At 27.6% G+C, this 21,374-nt stretch carries 17 protein-coding genes, 1 tRNA gene and 1 pseudogene; 7 read left to right on the top strand and 12 right to left on the bottom strand.

The features are described from left to right. Nucleotides 1-292: 292 nt before the first annotated feature. On the bottom strand, nucleotides 293-814 hold the full coding sequence (locus ETU10_RS10550) for a hypothetical protein (RefSeq protein ID WP_146312123.1): 522 nt from the start codon (nucleotides 812-814) through the stop codon (nucleotides 293-295). A gap of 1 nt (nucleotide 815) precedes the next feature. Next, a complete protein-coding gene (locus tag ETU10_RS10555) occupies nucleotides 816-1,571 on the bottom strand; it encodes a hypothetical protein (protein ID WP_146312125.1) in 756 nt (251 codons plus the stop codon). Between the two features lie 253 nt (nucleotides 1,572-1,824). On the opposite strand from ETU10_RS10555, the gene ETU10_RS10560 reads away from it, so the two are divergent. Genes ETU10_RS10560 through ETU10_RS10570 form a run of 3 tightly spaced genes read left to right on the top strand, consistent with a single transcriptional unit; the run spans nucleotide 1,825 to nucleotide 6,439 of the window. Continuing rightward, on the top strand, nucleotides 1,825-2,571 hold the full coding sequence (locus ETU10_RS10560; protein WP_146312127.1) for a hypothetical protein: 747 nt from the start codon (nucleotides 1,825-1,827) through the stop codon (nucleotides 2,569-2,571). Nucleotides 2,572-2,583: 12 nt separating this feature from the next. Beyond that, nucleotides 2,584-5,538, top strand: a complete 2,955-nt coding sequence (locus tag ETU10_RS10565) for a TrlF family AAA-like ATPase (protein ID WP_146312129.1) — start codon at nucleotides 2,584-2,586, stop codon at nucleotides 5,536-5,538. A 28-nt stretch (nucleotides 5,539-5,566) separates the two neighbouring features. Next, nucleotides 5,567-6,439, top strand: coding sequence for an AbiTii domain-containing protein (locus ETU10_RS10570; protein WP_146312131.1), 873 nt, complete (start codon nucleotides 5,567-5,569; stop codon nucleotides 6,437-6,439). A gap of 36 nt (nucleotides 6,440-6,475) precedes the next feature. Here ETU10_RS10570 and ETU10_RS11445 read toward each other — a convergent pair. From ETU10_RS11445 to rseP, 7 genes and pseudogenes are all read right to left on the bottom strand, one after another. Continuing rightward, nucleotides 6,476-7,338: pseudogene (locus ETU10_RS11445) on the bottom strand (DUF3871 family protein). A 189-nt stretch (nucleotides 7,339-7,527) separates the two neighbouring features. After that, nucleotides 7,528-8,151 carry an AAA family ATPase gene (locus tag ETU10_RS10580; RefSeq protein WP_246118465.1) on the bottom strand — a complete coding sequence of 208 codons (624 nt, stop codon included), beginning with the start codon at nucleotides 8,149-8,151 and terminating at the stop codon, nucleotides 7,528-7,530. Between the two features lie 9 nt (nucleotides 8,152-8,160). Then, a complete protein-coding gene (locus ETU10_RS11335; RefSeq protein WP_246118466.1) occupies nucleotides 8,161-8,415 on the bottom strand; it encodes a hypothetical protein in 255 nt (84 codons plus the stop codon). A gap of 490 nt (nucleotides 8,416-8,905) precedes the next feature. Next, a complete protein-coding gene (locus ETU10_RS10585; protein ID WP_146312133.1) occupies nucleotides 8,906-11,404 on the bottom strand; it encodes a DEAD/DEAH box helicase family protein in 2,499 nt (832 codons plus the stop codon). A 52-nt stretch (nucleotides 11,405-11,456) separates the two neighbouring features. Further along, the gene (locus tag ETU10_RS10590) at nucleotides 11,457-12,665 is read right to left on the bottom strand and encodes a site-specific integrase (protein WP_146312135.1); all 1,209 of its coding nucleotides are present in this window, start codon (nucleotides 12,663-12,665) and stop codon (nucleotides 11,457-11,459) included. Between the two features lie 198 nt (nucleotides 12,666-12,863). Then, nucleotides 12,864-12,937, bottom strand: a tRNA-Asn gene (locus ETU10_RS10595). A 55-nt stretch (nucleotides 12,938-12,992) separates the two neighbouring features. Next, nucleotides 12,993-14,321 (bottom strand): RIP metalloprotease RseP, encoded by a 1,329-nt coding sequence (gene rseP / locus ETU10_RS10600; protein WP_146312137.1) that lies wholly within the window; start codon nucleotides 14,319-14,321, stop codon nucleotides 12,993-12,995. 125 nt (nucleotides 14,322-14,446) lie between these two features. Between rseP and ETU10_RS10605 the strand changes: the two genes are divergently transcribed. The 4 genes from ETU10_RS10605 to obgE all read left to right on the top strand — a co-directional run bounded on the left by ETU10_RS10605 (nucleotide 14,447) and on the right by obgE (nucleotide 17,154). Further along, entirely contained in the window at nucleotides 14,447-14,893 is a 447-nt protein-coding gene (locus ETU10_RS10605; protein ID WP_146312139.1) for a universal stress protein, read from the top strand. Between the two features lie 58 nt (nucleotides 14,894-14,951). Beyond that, a complete protein-coding gene (hpt, locus tag ETU10_RS10610; protein ID WP_146312141.1) occupies nucleotides 14,952-15,494 on the top strand; it encodes a hypoxanthine phosphoribosyltransferase in 543 nt (180 codons plus the stop codon). Nucleotides 15,495-15,504: 10 nt separating this feature from the next. Next, nucleotides 15,505-16,083, top strand: a complete 579-nt coding sequence (locus ETU10_RS10615) for an adenylate kinase (RefSeq protein ID WP_146312143.1) — start codon at nucleotides 15,505-15,507, stop codon at nucleotides 16,081-16,083. An 84-nt stretch (nucleotides 16,084-16,167) separates the two neighbouring features. Beyond that, nucleotides 16,168-17,154 (top strand): GTPase ObgE, encoded by a 987-nt coding sequence (obgE, locus tag ETU10_RS10620; protein WP_146312145.1) that lies wholly within the window; start codon nucleotides 16,168-16,170, stop codon nucleotides 17,152-17,154. A gap of 234 nt (nucleotides 17,155-17,388) precedes the next feature. On the opposite strand, the gene ETU10_RS10625 is transcribed toward obgE, so the two are convergent. From ETU10_RS10625 to ETU10_RS10635, 3 genes are all read right to left on the bottom strand, one after another. Continuing rightward, entirely contained in the window at nucleotides 17,389-18,741 is a 1,353-nt protein-coding gene (locus ETU10_RS10625; RefSeq protein WP_146312147.1) for a UDP-N-acetylmuramate--L-alanine ligase, read from the bottom strand. Between the two features lie 71 nt (nucleotides 18,742-18,812). Continuing rightward, nucleotides 18,813-19,625, bottom strand: a complete 813-nt coding sequence (locus ETU10_RS10630) for a lysophospholipid acyltransferase family protein (RefSeq protein ID WP_146263230.1) — start codon at nucleotides 19,623-19,625, stop codon at nucleotides 18,813-18,815. 654 nt (nucleotides 19,626-20,279) lie between these two features. After that, nucleotides 20,280-21,374, bottom strand: coding sequence for an AI-2E family transporter (locus tag ETU10_RS10635; RefSeq protein ID WP_146312149.1), 1,095 nt, complete (start codon nucleotides 21,372-21,374; stop codon nucleotides 20,280-20,282).

The raw sequence follows: 21,374 nt of genomic DNA on the forward strand, positions 1-21,374 counted from the left end.
TTTGTTTTCTAAAATAAGTGGGGGTGTTTTTTATAGGGACACTTACTCTCTCTGTTTTGAAGATAACTAAAATTTTTTAAAATTTTATTTTGTAATAAAATTCAGATTATTCCGAGAATAAGTTAGCTGTCATTCCAATTAATTAACTGGATAAATAAGAGAGGTAAATGGAAAGATATAATAAAGCCTGTAGTTTATCTTCAATCATTAGTAAAAATGGACAAGATACAGGGTTTACATATTATTTTATCTCTTAAAAAGTTTAATTTCCATCTATTAAGCAGATGAATCCTTATAATTTACAAGTATAATACCATTTAAAATATGCAATAAAATCTATTGTACCCAGACTATCTAATTCATATAATTTTTTATCTATTTTCCATAATTTAAAATTAGAAGTCATATATATAGTATCTTGTTCATTTTTAAATATTAACGCTGATTCATAAGGGAATCCATCACCATTTTTTTCATTCTCATATACTCTTATGTAATAAGGATTTTGTACTGATTTTAAGTTTTTTTTCAAAAATTTTTTAAGTTTTGTTTTGTTGTTGTTTTTTAGACAATAAATTGAATCTATAAAATAGCTCCCTTGCATATATTCAGGAACTTCATTTTTTAATATATGGGTTAACCACACCTTAGAATACATTCTACCATGATAACTTTTTCCTTTTTGTAAATCAGCATTATGTAATTCCACATTACAAGCAGTTTCTCTATATTCATCTTCATATGCTTCATAGTGCTTTTTATTTGGAATACAGCTAAATAATATAAAAAACAAACATATATATACTGTTTTCATTTTATTTAATAGAAAATACATCAGAAACTTTAATGTCGTTAGCTGAATAATTATTTCTTTTTGTCTCATTTAAATTCTCATTAATTTGATTTGAAAGATCTGTTGTATATACTTCTTCTTCATTGGGAAAGCCATCATTAAATGGTAATTTACTTGGATCATGTTTATTAATCATATATTGTTTTTCCTTTCTTAATAAATAATTTTCATGGTCAAGTAAATCATTATATACATGTATCATCTCATGTCCAAAAATTGCTACAGGAGAATTATATCCCATTTCTTTTGAAAGAACTCCATCTTGTATTTCTAAATGAAAACTTATTCCAATATTAGGATTAAAAAAGATTGTGTGTAAATCAGGATTATAAACACTTGATGAAAAATCAGGTAATCTCTTTATATAAACTTCTCTATATATATTTTTAATTACTTCCCTTACAATATTAACTTTCTTATCTCCAATAATAATATTTCCTGCTCCTTCATACAATTTATCCAGCACTAAATAACAATTTTTCAGAAATCCGCTGTCTATACTATTATAATTCCTGTTTGTTTCATATTCATAAAGAATTTTCTTACCATTATCAATAATCACTAAAAAGCTAATACTTTCATATACTTTTAAAGGTGCTTTTACATTTCCAGCCTTTGCTACAAGTGTAGTATATCTTCTTCCTGTTTCTCCTGGTTTTCTAGGAAGAAAACTTACAAGTATTTTATAGCTTCCATCTTCATTTTTTTCTACTTTCATAATATAAAAAAGAATTTTTTTAATTTATGATTTACCAATTAAAACTTTAGCAAAGATAAGATAAAATAAAAACAGGTAAGAAAAAAGATAAGGGATTTGTCATATTTGGCAAGTAAACTATAAAATGTAAGATATTAAATGTACACATTCCTCTAAACTTAAAAATTTATGTATATATAAATCTGAGCTTATGACTTTATATATTTAACTCTATAGTGATTTTAGTTAATATATAAGATAATTCCAGAGAAGAATGTTTATAACTTCTGAATATCTTTTTATCTTATTTGAAATTCAGCAAAAATTACTTTGTAGCTTTGTGTTTTTAGATAAAACATTTAATTATGAATGCCTTATGAATGCTCTTTTAGATAAATATTTAGTAAAAATTAAAACAGATCCCAATCACAGATATAAATCTTGGGAGCATTGCTTTTATGCTTTTGGAAAACATAAAGCAGAAACTGATCTATTGTGTCTTCATTTAGCTTTTTATTTGGCAAGTTGGGGTATGATGAGAGGTTCTTGTGGATTATTGCAAAAAGATTATTTAGTGCATAAAGAAGCTATAAACATCTTAAAACAATCCAAATTTTACAAATTGTCTAAACATGATGTTCATATTGAAGATATTCCTATCATTATAGAATTAAAAGATGAATTAATTAATTACTACAAAACAATTGAATATATAGATTCAAAAGAAGAAGTTAAAGCCTTATCAGTAACAGATACTTTATTATCTAAAATAATGTTAGGTACTTTAGGCTGTACTCCTGCTTTTGATAGGTATTTTCTGAGTGGAGCAAAAGAGTTAAAAGTCAGAATTAGAGGATTAAACACTAAATCATTTGAATATATCTTTCATTTTATTAAAAATCATAAAATGAATGAAGTTCAAAATGAGCTCATGAAACAGGGATTTAAATATCCTATTATGAAAATTGTTGATATGTACTTATGGGAAATAGGATTTGAAACTAAAAATAATTCTAATTAAAATAATAATATCATGACTAATAATAGAGGTTCTGAATGTCGGAAATGGGATTTACATATACATACCCCAATTTCATTATGCTCAGAGTATGGAGGGCAAACAGATGAGATTTGGAGAAAATATTTTGAAGAATTAGAACGATTATCAAATGAAAAACATCTAAAAGTTATAGGAATAAATGATTATCTATTTATAGATGGTTATGAAAAAGTACTAGAATACAAAAAAAATGGTGGTTTAAAAAATGTAGAACTGATATTACCTGTTATAGAATTTAGATTGAAAGAATTCGTTGGAAGTAGAGAATTAGGTAGGTTAAATTATCACATAATATTTGCAAACGAAGATGCATTACAGTTACAACAGATTAAAACACATTTTCTATCTGGATTGATAGGAAAAGGAAATTTAGATATTGAAAATCCTGAAGGGTATACTTGGGGAGGTGTTATAACAAAGGATTCATTAATAGAATTAGGTAATCACATAATAGAATCTACCCCTAAAGATAAAAGGACATCTATGAGTCCTCTTGATACAGGTTTTAATAATATAAACTTTGAACATTCTAAAATTTTAGATTTATTAGGTGAAGGAGCTGAACCTAATACATTTTTAAAAAATAAATATTTAAAAGCTATTGGAAAAGCTGAATGGGAAGATTTTAGATGGGACTCTTCGCCATTGGAAAAGAAAAGTATTATAAATTCTACTCATTTTGTTTTTTCAGCATCATCAACAGTAGAACAAGCAATAAAAGGAAAAGGAGCATTAAAAAATCAAGGTGTTAATAGTAGGTTATTACATTGTAGTGATGCTCATAATTTTGCAGAAGATTGTAATAAAACGAAACCTAAAGAATTAGGACATTGTTTTAATTGGATTAAAGCTCATCCTACTTTTGAAGGATTAAAACAAATTATATATGAATACGATGAAAGAGTAATAATCCAAAAAGAAGAACCTGAATCTGAAAAACTAGATAATTTATTAATTGATAAGATTAGTTTTAATTGTTCGGATAATAAATTTACCCAAGAACCTATACGATTTAATAAAAATTTAAATGTTATCATCGGAGGAAAATCTTCAGGTAAATCCATCCTGCTTTATATGATAGCCAAAACTTTATATAATAAGATAGATGATGAAATTTTACAATATAAAGATCCTGATGATGGGAAAATTAAAGATTTATATAATTTAAATAAGGATAATAATGATTTTGATTTTAAGGTAACATTATTTTCAGGAATAGAAGAATCTTTGTCACAAAGGAAAAATGGAAAATCAAGTATTTTGCCAGATATAAAATATTTCCCTCAAAATTATCTTTCAAATTTGGTTGATAAGAGTAGAAAAAATGGAAAAACACTCAAAAGCTTAATTAGAAATTTAATTTTAGAAAAACCTATTTCTAAACAAAGTTATGATAAATTTATAGAGCATTTGAAAAAAAATGATGCTAGAAGAGAGCAAGAGATAGATTATTATTTCTTATTAAAAGATGAAATAAAAAGTAAAAAAGATGAACAAAACAAAAAAGGGGATATTGAAGCTTTAAAGAAAGGAATAGATATAAGCCAAGAAAAAATCAAACAATTAAGTGGAAAATTTACTAAAGAAGACTCAGAAAAATATAATAATTTAATAAGTGAAAAGAATGAATTAATCATTAAAGAAAATAACATAGAATCTGATTATAAAAAGATAAAAGAATTTAACGAAGATATAAAAACTTCCCTTACAGAGCTAATTAGTAAAAAACAATTATTGATTAGTTCTTTAAAAAATGATTCTCTAGTAAAAGAATACAATGATAAATATAAATTTATAGATGAGTATAGAGAAAATATTAGACAGATATATAATGAGCTAGAAATAGACGAAAATAACAATTTCATTAATGAAAATAAGATTAGAAGATTATTAGAAACAATAGAGACTGATAAAGAAAAAAATGAGCGAGAATTAAAACCTTATGTGAGTAAACTAGAAAATGTCAATCAAATAGAAGCACTCCAAAAAAGTGTTTCTGAAGATATGGCAAAGCTTAATGAGATAGAACAACTAAAAGGTGAAATAAAGGCTAAAGAAGAAATTTATAATCAACTCAAAGAAAAGATTTTTTCTGATTATGAAGAAAATTATAAAGAATACAACAAGATATTGAGTATTTTAAATTCCAGAATTGAGGAAATAGAAGAAGATGATGATAAAATAAAAATAATAGGAGACATAAAATATAACTTTCCTAGGTTTAGAAACGAAATAAATAATATAAGTGATGGAAGAAGCTTTAATAATCAAAATTTTGAATATCTGTATCAATATGAAAACGAAAAACCCAAAACTGCTCTAGAAAATATTGATTTTAATAAAATAAAAGAATCTTTAATTACAGTATTCGACAAAATAGAAAATAATCAATTTGTATTAAAAAAGGTATCACAAAAAGAAGCATGTAAAATAATTTTAAGAGATTATTTTTTTGATCATTGGGATGTGATATCAGATAACGATAATATTCACAATATGTCTACAGGTAAAGCTAGTCTTGTCCTTTTGAAAATAATAATAAAACTTAGTGAAAATAAAGGACCTATATTAATAGATCAACCAGAAGATGATTTAGATAATCGCTCTATTTCTAAAGAATTAGTAGAATATTTAAAACTAAAAAAGAAAGAAAGACAGATAATTTTGGTTACACATAATCCTAATATTGTAGTGAATGCTGATGCTGAAAATATAATTGTAGCTAACCAAAAAGGACAAAATGGGGATGAAGAAGAAAGTCAATATCAATTTGACTATGTAAATGGAGCATTAGAAGATACAAAACCTAAAAATGAAAAAGAGAAAAATTTGTTACAAAGTATGGGAATTAGAGAACATATTGCAGAAATAGTAGAAGGAGGAAAAGAAGCATTTAAGAAAAGAGAAGAAAAATATGGTTTTAAGTAAAAATATGATAATGTAAAATAAAAATCAAATGATAAAAGATTTAATTAAGGATTTGTCTTCTGATAATATTTCAATTTCTCAAGCATTAACAAGAGCTAAAATCATAGCCTATAAAATTAACAATAATGAATTTAAAACATGGATTAATTTAGAGTTAAATGGTTATAAATCAAATGAATTACCAACTTATAGAAAAATAACATGTGAAGTACTTGCTGAAATTAGTAATCCTTTTCATGGTACACGTACAATCCCCTTTGATGTTAGTAGTTTAAATGAAAAATTAAAAGAAAATTCATTTTATGAAATGAATATTACTCAAAGTATTCCTACCATGGAAGAAGGTTTAAGAAAAGATAAAGATGAAGTCTATGGATATGAATATCTACCTATAGACTTAGTACAAACACTAAAACAAATGTCAGAAGATGGACATTGGGTAACAGCAGTAAAAAGAAGAATACAATTTAGTGAGATTAAACATATAATACAGATTACAAAACAAAAATTATTAGATACTTTGTTAGAATTAAATGATGTTTTTCCTAACTTAGAAAATGACTTCACTAATAATGCAAAAAATAATGAGCTTACTAGAACAATAATTAATCATAATATTTATGGAAATCATTCTAATTCAAATATTGCTGTCGGAAATAATATAAATCAAGAAATAAATAACAAAAATAACATCAAGCAATTTTTAGATGACATAAAAAAATTAGGAGTTGAAGATGATGAAATTAAAGAAGTAAAAGTAATATTAGAGAAAACAAGTGAAAAGAAAGAACTAGGAAAGAAACTGTTGAATTGGGTAGGTAAAGTTTCTTCAAAAGCAATAGAAAAAGGAATTGAATTACAGATTCCTTTATTAATAGAAAAGGTACAAGAGTTGCTATAAACAATCTCACCCCTATTTTTAGGGGTGAGCATATAGTTAACTCAAAAACCAATGATAGTTTGAATTATCATTGATAGCTTTAACAATGCCTTTGTTAAACTCAAAAGCATTCAGGTTTCTTTCTAAAAAAGTATCAATATAACTGCTTTTATTAGCCTGGGTAAACAGATTGTAAACTGATCACAGGGATATATCACCAGTACCTTGTTCCCTGCTGAAACTTTCATCGCTATAATAATCTTTAGCAATGGTGTTAAAATGCCCATCATTAAAAGTTAATTCTGGGATTTCAGCTTTCAGCTTTTTAGGTAAATGCTGATATAGTCTTGCTTTTCCTACCAAAGTAGCAAATTGATGTTCAGTAAGGAATATTGGGTAAAATCTTTTATCTACTTTAAATGGTTTTCTGCCTGATAATTCTGGATAACTTCTAAAATCTTAGTTTGCAGTTCCTGATAAGAACTTACCCTCATTTCTGATACAAAGCCATCAGAAGAAACACACATATTACAGCAGACTAAATTCTGGAATCCAATAAAGAACTTAAATTTTTCAAAACTCTTTTTATTGTACAGATTTTCCTGATTGTAAACCCTTACTCCCCCTATAGTTAAATAAAGCTCATTTCCGTTAATAACATTAGATATACCAGTAATTCTGATAATAAAATCCATCCTTTCATAATGAATGGTTTTCTCCTGGTCTAATAGATCCTTGGCATTTTTATGGATTGCTTCGGGTATTCTTCCTTTAATTGGGTGAGATACCCGTATTTCTGGGGTTTCTATACTTTGATAAGGAAAAGCTTTAGATACACACTCTTGTGTTATTTCTATAAACTTCTGATGGGCTATAGTTTTTTCATTATCTTTTTGAAAATACGGGTATAATACAATCATTTTTTTAGATGATAGAGGGTTGCTTTTTCTGTATTAACTTCTATAAAAGGCTTGGGTTGATTATTTGAGAAAATAAATTATTATTATATTAACATTATTATAAATAAATTATTTTCAGATAAAGATTTCTCTATTATGTTAGTATTTTTTATAGATTTAATGTAAAAAGCTTCTTCTAGGGAAATTGGTTTAGTAATTTTGAGTATATTTCCCATTGGTTAAAAAGTTTTGAGGATTGGTTAATTGGGATAATAGTTTTTTCTTTTCCATAAATACATTGTTTAGATTATTCTGGTATTCAGGATATTCTTTATACAATACAGATAAATCTGAGAGGCTGGTGCAGGATTCTATTTTGTAGTAGAGTTCATTTTCAGATAGTTTAGGAGAAGGCTTTATTGGTAATGAGCCTTGATTACACCATTCCAGAATTCGTTTTCCTGTGTAGGTATTGATAACAAATTCAGGTTTTCCCATAAACAATCCTGTCCTGTCTTTAGAGGAAACTGCAAAATGCTTAATATCTACATCAAAAACTAGAGTAAATTCGAAATCTAGCCCATCTCTTTGAACTGCTTTTAAGCCTACTTTCTCTGGGATAAACTTGCCATCTTTTTGGTTGAGTACATAATCTTGTTTGGTTCTCATGGTAGCAATAATATGCGCATTGGATTGAAGTATTTTATCAATAAATAGTTTCTCTAATGGTTTAATTTTAGCCCAATTGGTAAAGCTATTTCCTGTTAAAGAACTATAATAATCTAACAGATAATCCCAACAATGAGAAATACTATCTAATATTATAACATCCATTCCTGCTTTTTAGCATACCTCAATAGCTTCTACATACTTTTGAGGTGTGAATGGTGGCTGTAAAGAAAGTATATTATAATTGCCTAAATGAGCATACAAATCTGCACTTCCATTTTTTGTGTCTATAATGGCTACTTTAGAGAAATCATCATTAGTTAAACCTTGTACAAGCAGTAAACTTGAGTAAGTTTTTCGGCTGCCTGCACTTCCTTGAAGAGCTAATTTGATTTTAGCTTTCTTCCTTTCTGATTGTCTTAGTTGCATAATTTTATAAAATTTATTGGGTTGAAAATTGATTTTTTTTGTTGAGTAAATACAATTTGGCTATTAGCTCTATTATTTATGAATAGAGCTAAAACACTGGATTTTGTCATTTATTTTTTGTAGCTTTGTGCATCAAATCAATTGACACAAAAAACTACAACAGAGTTGTCCTCCTCTAAATTCGTGCGTTGTTAAATCAAAGATTTTATAGGGTGGGATGATTTATAAAGAAACCCTATGAGTTATGAGGTGGCTTACCAATATTCCTTCTAGACTTCATATGTGTACTGTAAATTACTTCATAGAGCTAGCTCCATAAAGATACTTTATGAATCTAGCTCCACAAAATATTTTATGTTTCTATAACTATAGAGATATTATTTTAACACTTTTTTCTATACATAATGTCTCTAGGAGAAAAAGAGATAAGTTATTTGAGTATAAATTTTCGTCCTGTTTTGGTTATTTCCTTATACTATATTAAACCAAACTAGGACAATTTGAAATTTTCCAAAGATTCTCCCCAAATATCATATATTGTTGGTTGATGTTCTTCAAAAATTGGGTCTAATCCTGCTGGAGAAACTAAATCTAATACTCCATTACTAGGAGGAATTTCAAAAGTATTTAAAATGATTTTTACATTAGGTCTAGAGCCTGTAGATAATTTAAAATCTTCTGTTACAAAGAAATCCTTCAGCAGCATATTATAGAAAGATACTTTTTTTGTCTTTAGAGCAATAGTTGGCTCAAATCTTCTTTTAAATTCAAAGATATTGTTCTTTAAAAAATAATCATTTTCAGATAGCTCTGTAATCATAGCTTCAAATCTTGGAAGTTCTTCTGAAGTAATAAAATCTCTGAAAGGTGTTTTGGGTAAATAATCAAAGATCTCTCTATTTCTTGTACTAGATTGCTGAAAGTTATCTATCAACTTATTTCTAAAATAATCTAATGTTCTAAAGGTATTGATTCTAGAGGTAAATGATTCATTAAGACCAAATTCATCAATATTGAAGTTATTTGCATGAGATATACAAGCCATAAAATAATCACTCCTGCTGTAGCTATAGTCTCTAAATTGCCCCAAATTGTGATACTTCATTCTAAAGTATGGATTATTAGGGTAGCGTTTCCTTTGTATAAAACCTAATAATTGAACTTCAAAGTTTTTGTGTGTATAAGGCTTTAATGGTTTATAATCTTCATCAACTTTTAGCCTTACTTTGTGCTTTTTAAACAGCTCATTTTTAAATTCTAAATAGTAATAAAAATCATTGAGATGTACATATAGACCATTGAATAAGTCAATATCCATATAATCCTTATAATATATTTCTAACTGCAATTGCATAAAACCTTCTTGAAAAACCTTTATAGATTTAAAAGATACACCTTCCAAATTGCAGTTAATAAACTGGTTAGTAGAAGCACAATAAGTAATAAATGCAGATAAATCACTTCCAAAAAATGGGTAAGTATTGGCTAAATATTTTTCTCCTTTGTTGAGTAGATATAACTTATACTCTGGAAAATCCAACCTCACTTTTAAAGGTCTTTCTATACTGTCAATATATGATATTTCTTGCTCTATATTGACTTTTAAAGTATTTTCATAGAAGTCTTTAATAAGCTCATTTTGAGTGTTGAAAGAGTAATATTTAACTACATTAGTTGGGGTATAGTCACTAACTTTTTTATAAAACTTTATGAATTTTTTCTGTTGTTTTTCAGTTTTAAAAGGTATACTTTCATAATCCATCATTGCTGGTGGTGGTATAATAATATGTATTTCCCCACCTCTTTTTCTTTGTCTTGCAAGTGCTTGAATAACTGATATTATCCCATTAGAGAAAATTCCAAAAGCATTTTGAAAAGGTAATTTTGTTCCACTTGGTGGCATTATTATCACAAAAGCATGATTGGTTTTTTCAATACTTACTCCTGTTTTAAAATTAGTTCCTACATTACATTTTTCATTATCATATCTGTTTTGAGGCTCTAATTTGTTTAATCTTTGATTTAAACTTAATTCAGAAGTACAGTTGTTTATTTCAGTATATTTTTTATACAATTCTTTTCCTATTCCCTCATTTTTGTTTTCTATAATGCTTTCTGACAGTGTTTTAGAATAGCACAATATATCAACTGCTTTATCATTATTTATGAGCTGTCTTACAATATTTACAATGTCATCATTATTATACTTGTAATATTTAGCATTATTATAATGTAGGAAGAGCTTGCTTTGATTTTTAGGGATTCTTGTCCTTTTAGATTCAATAATTTGAATCTTATTATCAGTTAATTCTGCTAGATATTCAATGACAACTTTAGAAGCCTCATTGAATGTAGCACTAATAACAAAATTTTTGTGTATTACATTCCTCCATTTCCAGAGATTAAGAATGTATTCTTCTTTGAAATTATGTATAGCATCATGTATTTCATCATAAATTATAACTACTTTTTTGCCTGTAGATTCGCAATGTTGCTTTAAATTATTGAGATATTCTCTTTTTGCTTCTGAGTTTATAAAAGCATCATCACCTGGATTTCCTAAAAGTCCATTAACAGTAATAATCTGTATCTTTTTATTTGTATAGTTTGTTTCAGGGTGGTCTCCAATATTTTCATATCTATAGATTTGACTCTCAGGAATACCTAACTTGATTATTTCCTTATAATACTGTTGCACCAGACTTACAAAAGGAGATGCAACAAATATTAAATAATCTTGTTCTGCCTCATAATATCTTTTTAAGATTCTAATAATTGAATAGGTTTTACCTTGCCCTACTGCTGCATTGATGACTACAGTATTTTTTTCTTCTAAATTAATGTTCTCTTGTAGCACTTCATTAATATAGCCTTCCTCATTAGGGGCAATTACAATCTTTTCTCTAACTTCAAAATGAGGAAAATCACTAGGATTAATTTCTTTAAACTCAATAGGAAAATCTTGAAAATGTATATTTGGTAACTCCATAAAGTAAAATTTAACTGCTTTGTAAAAATACTACAAAGCAGTTAATATCAGGTTATACTAATTTACTTTTCAGCTTATTAAGTTGCTCACTCAGCTTTTCAGGCATCAGTTCTGTATAATACTCCTGTGTAGTAGTGATTTTAGAATGACCTAAAAGTTTAGATATAACTTCTATAGGAATATCATTGTTCAATAATACTGTAGAAGCAAAGGTCTTTCGCCCAGTATGATGAGTAAGGTTTTTAGAGATTTCCAATGCAGAAGCTATCTCTTTAAGTAACCTATTGAAATACTGATTGCTTACTCTGGGTAATAGGTACTCACTTTCAGATGAGTATTTTTCTATTACTTCAAGGGCTTTTGGAAGTATCAGAGGTACAAAGAAATTTCTCCCTGTCTTTTCCCTTTTTTTGTAAATCCATGTAGTTCCATCAGGTTTAATAATCAAATCTTCTTTCCTAAGTTCAAACATTTCTTTGTAAGCTAATCCTGTGTAACAGCAGAATAAATAACAGTCCTTTACTTTGTTTAAAACATCAGATTGGAATGTATGATTTTCTAAACTGTTCAATTCTTCCTGCGTGAGAAATATAATTTTGGGGTAAACTTTTTTAGGCTTATGCTCTACAAAAGGATTAGATTCTAAATATTTCTGAATGACTGCCTGTTTAACTACTTTTTTAAACCTTTGCAAAGACTTGTTAATAGTAACTTGCTGATGCTTTAATTTAGTTTTGGAATAGTATTCAAATTCTATGATAAAGTTAAAATCCAAATCTTTTAGCTTAATATCAGATTTTTTATAATAGGATTTGATAAACTCTTTCACATCATCTTTGATATAGCTGAATTTATCCCACGTATGTTGCTTAATTTCTATTCCAATAAGCTTTTCCAACCTGTTTAAATAAAGCTGATAATATTCCAATACTCCATATTCTTTGATAGAAACCTTTCCCAAGTATTGAGCATATATACCACCCACATCAAAATTTTCATCTTTGACTTGAAGCAATAAAAAAGCCTGATTAATTTTTTGTTTAATCAGGCTTAACTGTATGTTAATGCAAGTGTTTTCTTTATTAGGTGACTTTACTTTTTGCTTTTTATTTTCCCAGTTTTTAGGATTAATAAATAAACCTGTAGAAAATATTTTCCTTTCTTTTAGATAAGTAATTCTGCATCTTAATGGAGCTACACCTTTTGAATTTGTATTAATTTTATCTAATACAAATAATATGTGTAATTTACTGTTATTCATATTATTATAAAATTTATAGGGTATGCCTTTTAATAAATTAGGGTATGCCTTTTTCTATGTCTAATTTGATAGAAAATAGATAGGGGATTTAAAATTTAGGAAGTATAGGAAATTTATAAGAATATTGCAAATTCCTTTGCAGTAGCTATATAAAATAAAAAAGCACCTATATAATTATAGGTGCTTGGTATTGAACAGCTCCTCCTGCTGGGCTCGAACCAGCGACCCTCTGATTAACAGTCAGATGCTCTAACCAACTGAGCTAAGGAGGAATTTGCCTTTGCGGTTGCAAATATATGTATTTTTTTTTATAACAACAAATTTTTGTTATTTTTTTATTATATTTTGAATAATATTCCAAATGTCATTTCCAAAGACTAAAACCATTAACGAAAGAAGTATAATAACCCCAACCATTTGAACTTTTTCCATAGCCTTATCGCTGAGCTTTCTTCCTGTTATCATCTCAGCAATTGTAAATAAGGCATGTCCCCCATCCAACCCTGGTATAGGTAATATATTTAAAAAAGCCAACCAAATGGAAAACATTGCGGTAAAACTCCAAAAATGTAACCAATCCCACTCTGGTGAAAATGCTTGATATAAACGCAATGGACCGCTTACATGTTTATAAGCTTCAGTTTTAGGGTTTAAAACTATTTTAAATTGTTTAATCTGCATCAACAACATATCCCAAGATAATGATGGTGCCCTTTGCAAGGCTTGTAAAAATGAATATTTTTTATAAGCGGTTGCATTCTTAAGGATGTTAGCGCTCGGTATAAATCCTAAAACAGCGCTGTCAGGCACATAAATTTTTTCAATAACTTGTTTTTCACCTCTTAAAATACCTAATGAAACGGTATCTTTTTTATGTGTAAGTAAATCTTTTTTTAGTTGATCTAAATATTGAATAGGCATACCGTTAATACTAACTATTATATCTCCTTTTTTTAAGTGTTTAGAGGCTACACTTTTGGGAGTTATAGAATCAACATCTGAAATTATCCTTGGAGAAATAAAACTTTTTCCTTCACTGCTTAACACATATTTTTTAGCCTCCGGAAGAAGATCTAAGTGAATAATTTTTCCATTTCTATTCACACTTACTTGATCGCCAAACAATATGGATACGGGTAGGTAATTTAAGGTAGGAATTGGTTTATGATCAACTTCAAGTATTACATCCCCATCTTGAAAACCTAATTTTTTTCCAGCTTCAGAGAACACGTAACCATCCTTTAATTCTTGAGTGTTAATGGTTTCTTCGCCAGTGGTATAAAGTATACCGGTGTATATAACAATAGCTAAAATAATATTAACTATAATACCAGCCAACATAATAATTAAACGTTGCCAAGCAGGTTTAGAGCGAAACTCCCAAGGTTGAGGATCTTTTTTCAACTGTTCGGTATCCAAACTTTCATCAATCATCCCAGAAATTTTAACATATCCTCCTAAAGGCAACCAGCCAATCCCATACTCTGTTTCTCCTATTTTCCTTTTAAATAAAGAAAACCAAGGATCAAAAAATAAATAGAATTTTTCAACTCTACATTTAAAATATTTAGCTGCAAAAAAGTGTCCGGCTTCGTGTAAGATTACTAAAATTGATAAGCACAATAACAATTGTGATATTTGAATGAATAATTCCATTTTTATTTTTAAAGAATTTCTAAGATTGCAAAAGTAGTAAAATTTATCATAAAATTGTTTCTCAATTGTATGTTATAATTAAAAATAAGAGTATATTTAAAAGAAATTATTAAAAATCTTTATTTATGAACACTATTCTTGTACCGATTGATTTTTCGAATTTAACCGATCATTTATTAAACGAGGCTATAGATTATGCAAAAGATACCCGAAGTAAAGTTTATTTATTACATGTGGCAAGTTTGGATTTAGGTTTTGTTATAGGAGATTTAGGGTTTCAGTATTTACCAGAGCTTGAAGATGCAGGGATGAAAGAAGAAATATTTGAATTAAAAAAATATGAGAGTAAATTAAAAGCTGAATCAATTGATGTTGAAATCATTATTAAACAAGGGATTCCCTCAGAAATTATTTTGCAAGAAGCTGAAAAATTAAATGTTCGTATGATTGTAATGGGTTCACACGGAAAAGGACTTTTTATGGATGTATTATTAGGAAGTGTTTCTAACGAAATTATAAAAAAATCTAAAATTCCTGTATTAATTATTCCCTCTAAAATATTGAATAAATAACAAACTTTTTAGTAATTCTTGTAATATCATTATATTTGTCGTCTTGAATAGACTAAATATGGTTGAAATTAAAATTCACGATAAAACTTTCGTTCCGTTTATAGAATCAAAGGATATTGAACAATCCATAGAACGAATGGCTAATACTTTATATCAGGAATACGAAAATAAAGTTCCTGTTTTTATTGGTGTTCTAAACGGTGTCATTATGTTTTTCAGTGATTTTTTAAAGTATTATAAAGGAGATTGCGAAATTGGTTTTTTACAATTATCTTCTTACAAAGGTATACAAAGTACAGGGGATATCAATCTACTCAAAGATATTTCTGTAGATATAACCAATCGAGACATTGTAATTTTAGAGGATATAATAGATACAGGAAATACTTTGGAATATTTATACAAATTACTTGAAGCTAAACCTGTAAATAGTATAAAAATTATAACCTTATTTTTTAAACCTGAAGTTTATACCAAAGATCTTAACATTGATTTAATAGGCATGAATATCCCTAATAAGTTTGTTATTGGTTATGGATTAGATTACGATGGATTAGGCAGAAATTTAAAAGATTTGTATCAACTTAAAGAAAACATTTAAAAATATATCAATGGATATAATTGTATTATTTGGACCTCCGGGAAGTGGAAAAGGAACCCAAGCAGAAATTTTATCAAAAAAATTCAATTTAAAGCATATTTCAACCGGAGATTTGTTTCGCTACAATATTAAAAATGAAACTTCTTTAGGAATTCAGGTTAAATCCTATATGGATAAAGGAAATTTGGTACCTGATGAACTTACTACGGAAATGCTAAAGGACGAATTAAAAAGAAACTATGACCAAAAAGGATTTATTTTAGATGGTTATCCTAGAACAACAAGTCAAGCAGAAGCATTGGATCTTTTATTGAAAGAATTATTTGAAACTAATGTAAGTTTAACCTTAGCTCTATATGTAGAAGATGAAATTCTTGTACAAAGAATTTTAAAAAGGAGTATTGAAAGCGGACGAACCGATGACGCTGATGAGTCTATTATTAGAAACAGAATTAAAGAATATTACGATAAAACAGCCATTGTTTCTGAATATTATAAAAACCAGAATAAATTAAGAGAAATTGCTGGGGAAGGAACTATTGAGGAGATTACAAATTCTCTATCTACTGAGATTGAAACAGTGATTTAATCATCATAAAAATATTAAATAAATTTAAAAGAGGATTATTACTGCAACTGATAATAGTCCTCTTTTTATAAAATATAAAAACGTATGCAGTCTAACTTTGTTGATTATGTAAAAATCTATTGCAAAAGCGGACATGGAGGTGCAGGGTCTGCGCATTTACATAGGGCTAAATATATCCCCAAAGGTGGACCAGATGGTGGAGATGGCGGTAGAGGCGGTCATATTATCCTTAGGGGAAATGCACAATTATGGACATTACTTCCTTTAAAATATTCTAAACATATACGTGCAGAAAATGGTAAACCTGGGGGTAAACAGGAATTAACCGGCGCAGGTGGTGAGGACGTTTACGTAGATGTTCCTGTGGGTACTATAGCTAAAGATGAGTTGGGTAATGTTTTAGCTGAAATTGAGGAAGATAAACAAGAAATTATTCTATTACATGGCGGTAAAGGCGGTTTGGGAAATTCACATTTTAAATCTCCCACCAATCAAACACCACGTTACGCTCAGCCCGGGCTTCCTGGTGAAGAAGCTACTATATTATTGGAGTTAAAATTGTTAGGTGATGTTGGTTTAGTAGGATTCCCAAATGCGGGAAAATCAACTTTATTATCCGCATTAACCTCAGCTAAACCTAAAATAGCCAATTATGCATTTACAACCTTAGTCCCTAATTTAGGTATTGTTGAATATAGAAATTTTCAATCCTTTGTTTTGGCTGATATTCCCGGAATTATAGAAGGTGCATCTGAAGGAAAAGGATTGGGATATAGATTCTTGAGACACATTGAACGAAATTCTGTTCTTTTATTTTTAATTCCTGCAGATACAGAAGATTATTATAAAGAATACCAAATATTATTAAACGAATTAGAGAAATACAATCCGGAGCTGGTGGATAAAGATCGATTAATTGCTATTTCTAAATCAGACTTATTGGATGAAGAATTAGAAAATGAAATTAGAAAAACCTTCCCTGATAATTTTAAACTCATTTTTATATCTGCAGTCACACAGAAAAATTTAGTAGTTTTAAAAGATGAACTTTGGAGTTTATTACATCCATAGATAGTTAATTTATAACTTTTTGAAATTTTATATAGAAAATTTAAGATTAATTTGTAAGTAACTTAAGATTTTTAGATATTAGGTTTTAGTTGATGTATAATCATTACTTACATTCAATCAAAACGTTAACTTTCAAAGCATTGAAAGTTATCGCTGTTAAAATCTTTGGATTGAATTCATATTTTTATAAAAATTGAAGATTTTTTTTAATATATTATTTTAAATTTTAAACTTTCATTTACTTATAAATATACTATCTAAATCCATACCTGCATAACTTCCTGAACTCATCATTAAAAAAACTGTATTTGTTTTATCAAGACTTGATAAATAGTTACTTAATGTTTCAGAATCCGTAAAAATTTTAAGTTTATTGTTTTGAAATGAATTTTTGATTAATTCTTCTGAAATTGGTTGTAATCTTTTTATTTTAATAGCTTCCTGACTATAAAAAACAATAGCTTCATCTGCATCATCTAAAGCTCCACAGTATTGATTTAAAAACTCTGGATTTAATGAACTGTAGGTATGCAATTCTAAACAAGCAACTAAATGTCTATTTTTATAATTTTCTTTAACTGCTTGAACAGTTGCTGCAACTTTTGATGGTGCATGTGCAAAATCTTTAAAAACTAGAAAATTTTCATTTTCATAGATTTTTTCTAATCTTCGAGAGGCTCCTTTAAAACTCATTATGGCTTCGTAGAATTCAATATCTTGTATTCCTAATTGGTTACAAACTAATCGTGCTCCTTCTAAATTGATTAGATTGTGTCTCCCAAATATTGACAATTGTACCTCGCCTTCATGCGTTTGAAGATATACTTTTTCATTCTTTATAAAGAAATCAGGAGTCTTATATGGAAATTTTTTAATGTATTTATCTGTTTTTTCTACTACTTTCAATACTTCGGAATCTTCTTCGTTGTAAATTAATCCCCCCCCATCACTAATTGAGTTTACAAATTCTATAAATTGTTGTTTATAATTATCAAAAGTTGGAAAAACATTAATATGATCCCAAGCGATACCACTTAATAAAGCTATATTGGGTTTATAATGTAAAAATTTGGATCTTCTGTCTATAGGCGAAGATAAGTATTCATCACCTTCCAATAGTACAAAATCATTTTCTTTTGTTAGCTTTACCATCGTATCAAAGCCTTCTAGCTGGGCTCCAACCATATAATCTACATTTTTATCGTGATATTTTAATACATGTAATATCATTGAGGTGATGGTAGTCTTACCATGTGAACCGGCTATAACAACCCTAGTTTTATTTTTTGTTTGATCAAATATAAATTCAGGATAAGAATATATTTTAAGACCTAATTCTTTCGCTTTCTTTAATTCAGGGTTATCTGGATGGGCATGCATTCCCAATATTATTGCATCTAAATCTGAAGTAATTTTATCTGGATACCAACCTAACTCTTTAGGCAAAATTCCATGATTTTTTAATCGGGAAAAGGAAGGCTCAAAAATTGCATCGTCCGATCCTGAAATTTCATATCCTTTTTGTGCTAATGCTAATGCTAAATTGTGCATAGCACTACCTCCAATTGCAATAAAATGTATTTTCATCAAAATTAAATCTAAACAAATATAATAGTAAAAAACTAAGAACTACGATTAATTATTTTATTTAATAAAAATTAAAATTCAAAAAATGGACGTGTTTTTTCTTCTTCTCTTTCCGCCTCTAATTCTTCAACGGTTTTAACTTTTAAGTATTTAGGATCTTGTTCTATTGCATTCATAATTTTATCTAAAATCATGTTTGCATCCTCATTTTCATAATCAATTTCTATGGGAGCCTTAAAGGTCATCTTAGGTTCTACTCCCCTCTTTTTTACAATCAAACCTTTTTTATCAAAAGCTCTTCTAAATCCATCGATAACAACAGGTATAACTATAGGCTTATTTTTTTGTATAATTTTTGCAGAACCTTTTCTACCGGGAGACCATGGTTTAGTCGTTCCTTGAGGAAAAGTTATCACCCAACCACTATCCAATGCTTTTAGAATATTATCAATTTCAGACATGTCCACCATTCTATTAACACTTTTGCCAGCATCTCTCCACGTTCTTTTTACAGTAATAGCTCCCGCTAATGCAAATAATTTGGACAATATTCCTTTATTCATGGTTTCTTTAGCGGCAACATAGTATAAATCCACTTTTGGATCAAGTAAGTATATCGGATTTTTCAAGGTATCTATATAGCCATGTTTTACCGCGCAAAATACATGGTACATGGCAAAAACATCTGCAAAATAAGTTTGGTGATTAGATACAAAAAGAACATTTCTATCAGGCAAATTGACTAAATTTTCCGTCCCTTTTATTTTTAGTTTATTAAATCCATTGAAACGATTATAAGATATTGTTCCAAAAACGAATATTAGCAATCTTTTAAATATAAACCAATAACCAAAGGCATCTCTAAATATTCTTTTTTTCTTTATTTTCTTTTCCATTTATATCGTGATATTCTTAAAAGGTTACAAATATATTACATTATTTATTGATTTTAAATTCAATAAAATTTAATCAACTACCATATTTTTGTATCTATATTGTTAATATTTAAGATATACATTATTATATAATACAATATATAATTATCTGTTATTTTTTCATTAGTGATTTTACATATATATTTTTATAAATTTATTTTTATTCAATTTAAGATCAATCAATAAAACTGGTTTTAATAAATATAATCCTATTCTAATTCCTTAAACTTATTTTTCAAAATTACATGTATATTTCTTTCTAACTATTTCATGTTTGGTTATTAATATAACGTATAAATTTGAATTTAAATATGTTGAGGGAACTCTATTTGGCTTGAATGCCAAACGTAATTTATCTATTAATATAAATAATATTATAAGATTTAATTTGCTTGTATTAAAACATGATTTTAAGTCGTCATTCAATTGAAATGAATAATTTACCCAATTTGTTAAGATATAATTGAAAAACTGTCAAGAATTCACACAGGCTTTAGTTTCTTTACTAAGATGGTTAGATGCTTTAAATATGGAAGATATATTATCAATGAATATAACAAATGTTATATTCATTACAAATTAATTAAAATTTAATAAAAAAAATTATAAATTTTTAGTAATTGCTTGAACAATTTTAAACCTACTAAAAAAACTTTTAAGGATTACTCTTAAAACTGTATAGCCCGGAATAGCAAAGATTACTCCTAGAATTCCAAAAAGAACCCCAAATATTAACATAACTAAAAAAATCTCTAAAGGGTGAGATTTTATACTTTTCGCATAAATCAATGGTTGAAAAATTGCATTATCCAACAATTGAGCAATAAAATAAAGAATACTTATCCAAAAAATATTAGTGGTGATCTGTGTATTAAAATCCATTCCTAATGAAAACATACTACTAATGCTTAATAAATTTATTACAAAAAAGCCTATCAAAGGCCCTAAATAAGGGATTAAATTTAAGGTTGCACAGAACAAAGCAATAATAATCATATTTTCAACTTTGAATATACCTAATATGATTATATACAATATAAACATGGAAAATGTTTGTAGGGATAATCCTAAAAAATATCTGGTTAATAAAGTTTTAATATTTGTAATTGCTTCAACTACTTTATCATTATCATTAGTAGGTGCTGCACCTATAATAATTCTATTAAATAAATCTTTCTCTCTCAAAAAGAAAAAAGTAATAAATATGATAGAAAAAATTGACACTCCAATTTCTGCTATAAACGAAAAGCCACTTTGAAGTGTTTCTTTGTGAATTTTAAATGCATATTGTGGCATAAATAATTGTCTATAATTCCCATCAAACAAATAAATATGTTTACTTTTTAAAGCTTCATCAATTAACTTAATCTGTTTAGTTATGGTATCTTGCAATTGATTGGTATCCAACAAAGAGAGATTCCCTGCTTGATTTATTGCCAATGGTATAAACAAACTAAAAAATATGGTTAAAATACCTAGCATAACAAACATGGTTGTAAATGCTGAAATAGTTTTAGATATATGCAATTTTTCATTAAAAAAATTCATTAAAGGTCTTCCCATTAACGAAAATGCGAATGAGATAAATATATATCCAACAATATAACGAACTTTCCATAACAGAAACACCAATAGAGTAGAAATTACTATAACTGTAAACGCACTTAATATACCTTTACTAATTTCTTTATAATTCAT

The organism is Apibacter muscae, assembly GCF_007845595.1.
Lineage (GTDB): Bacteria > Bacteroidota > Bacteroidia > Flavobacteriales > Weeksellaceae > Apibacter > Apibacter muscae.

Excerpts from the sequence above, each read along its gene's own strand:
- ETU10_RS10605 (WP_146312139.1), top strand. The coding sequence starts at position 14,447 with ATGAACACTATTCTTGTACCGATTGATTTTTCGAATTTAACCGATCAT.
- ETU10_RS10615 (WP_146312143.1), top strand. The coding sequence starts at position 15,505 with ATGGATATAATTGTATTATTTGGACCTCCGGGAAGTGGAAAAGGAACC.
- rseP (WP_146312137.1), bottom strand. The coding sequence starts at position 14,321 with ATGGAATTATTCATTCAAATATCACAATTGTTATTGTGCTTATCAATT.
- ETU10_RS10635 (WP_146312149.1), bottom strand. The coding sequence starts at position 21,374 with ATGAATTATAAAGAAATTAGTAAAGGTATATTAAGTGCGTTTACAGTT.
- hpt (WP_146312141.1), top strand. The coding sequence starts at position 14,952 with ATGGTTGAAATTAAAATTCACGATAAAACTTTCGTTCCGTTTATAGAA.
- ETU10_RS10585 (WP_146312133.1), bottom strand. The coding sequence starts at position 11,404 with ATGGAGTTACCAAATATACATTTTCAAGATTTTCCTATTGAGTTTAAA.
- ETU10_RS10560 (WP_146312127.1), top strand. The coding sequence starts at position 1,825 with ATGTTTATAACTTCTGAATATCTTTTTATCTTATTTGAAATTCAGCAA.
- ETU10_RS10555 (WP_146312125.1), bottom strand. The coding sequence starts at position 1,571 with ATGAAAGTAGAAAAAAATGAAGATGGAAGCTATAAAATACTTGTAAGT.
- ETU10_RS10590 (WP_146312135.1), bottom strand. The coding sequence starts at position 12,665 with ATGAATAACAGTAAATTACACATATTATTTGTATTAGATAAAATTAAT.
- ETU10_RS10570 (WP_146312131.1), top strand. The coding sequence starts at position 5,567 with ATGATAAAAGATTTAATTAAGGATTTGTCTTCTGATAATATTTCAATT.
- ETU10_RS10580 (WP_246118465.1), bottom strand. The coding sequence starts at position 8,151 with ATGGATGTTATAATATTAGATAGTATTTCTCATTGTTGGGATTATCTG.
- ETU10_RS10550 (WP_146312123.1), bottom strand. The coding sequence starts at position 814 with ATGAAAACAGTATATATATGTTTGTTTTTTATATTATTTAGCTGTATT.
- ETU10_RS11335 (WP_246118466.1), bottom strand. The coding sequence starts at position 8,415 with ATGCAACTAAGACAATCAGAAAGGAAGAAAGCTAAAATCAAATTAGCT.
- obgE (WP_146312145.1), top strand. The coding sequence starts at position 16,168 with ATGCAGTCTAACTTTGTTGATTATGTAAAAATCTATTGCAAAAGCGGA.
- ETU10_RS10565 (WP_146312129.1), top strand. The coding sequence starts at position 2,584 with ATGACTAATAATAGAGGTTCTGAATGTCGGAAATGGGATTTACATATA.
- ETU10_RS10625 (WP_146312147.1), bottom strand. The coding sequence starts at position 18,741 with ATGAAAATACATTTTATTGCAATTGGAGGTAGTGCTATGCACAATTTA.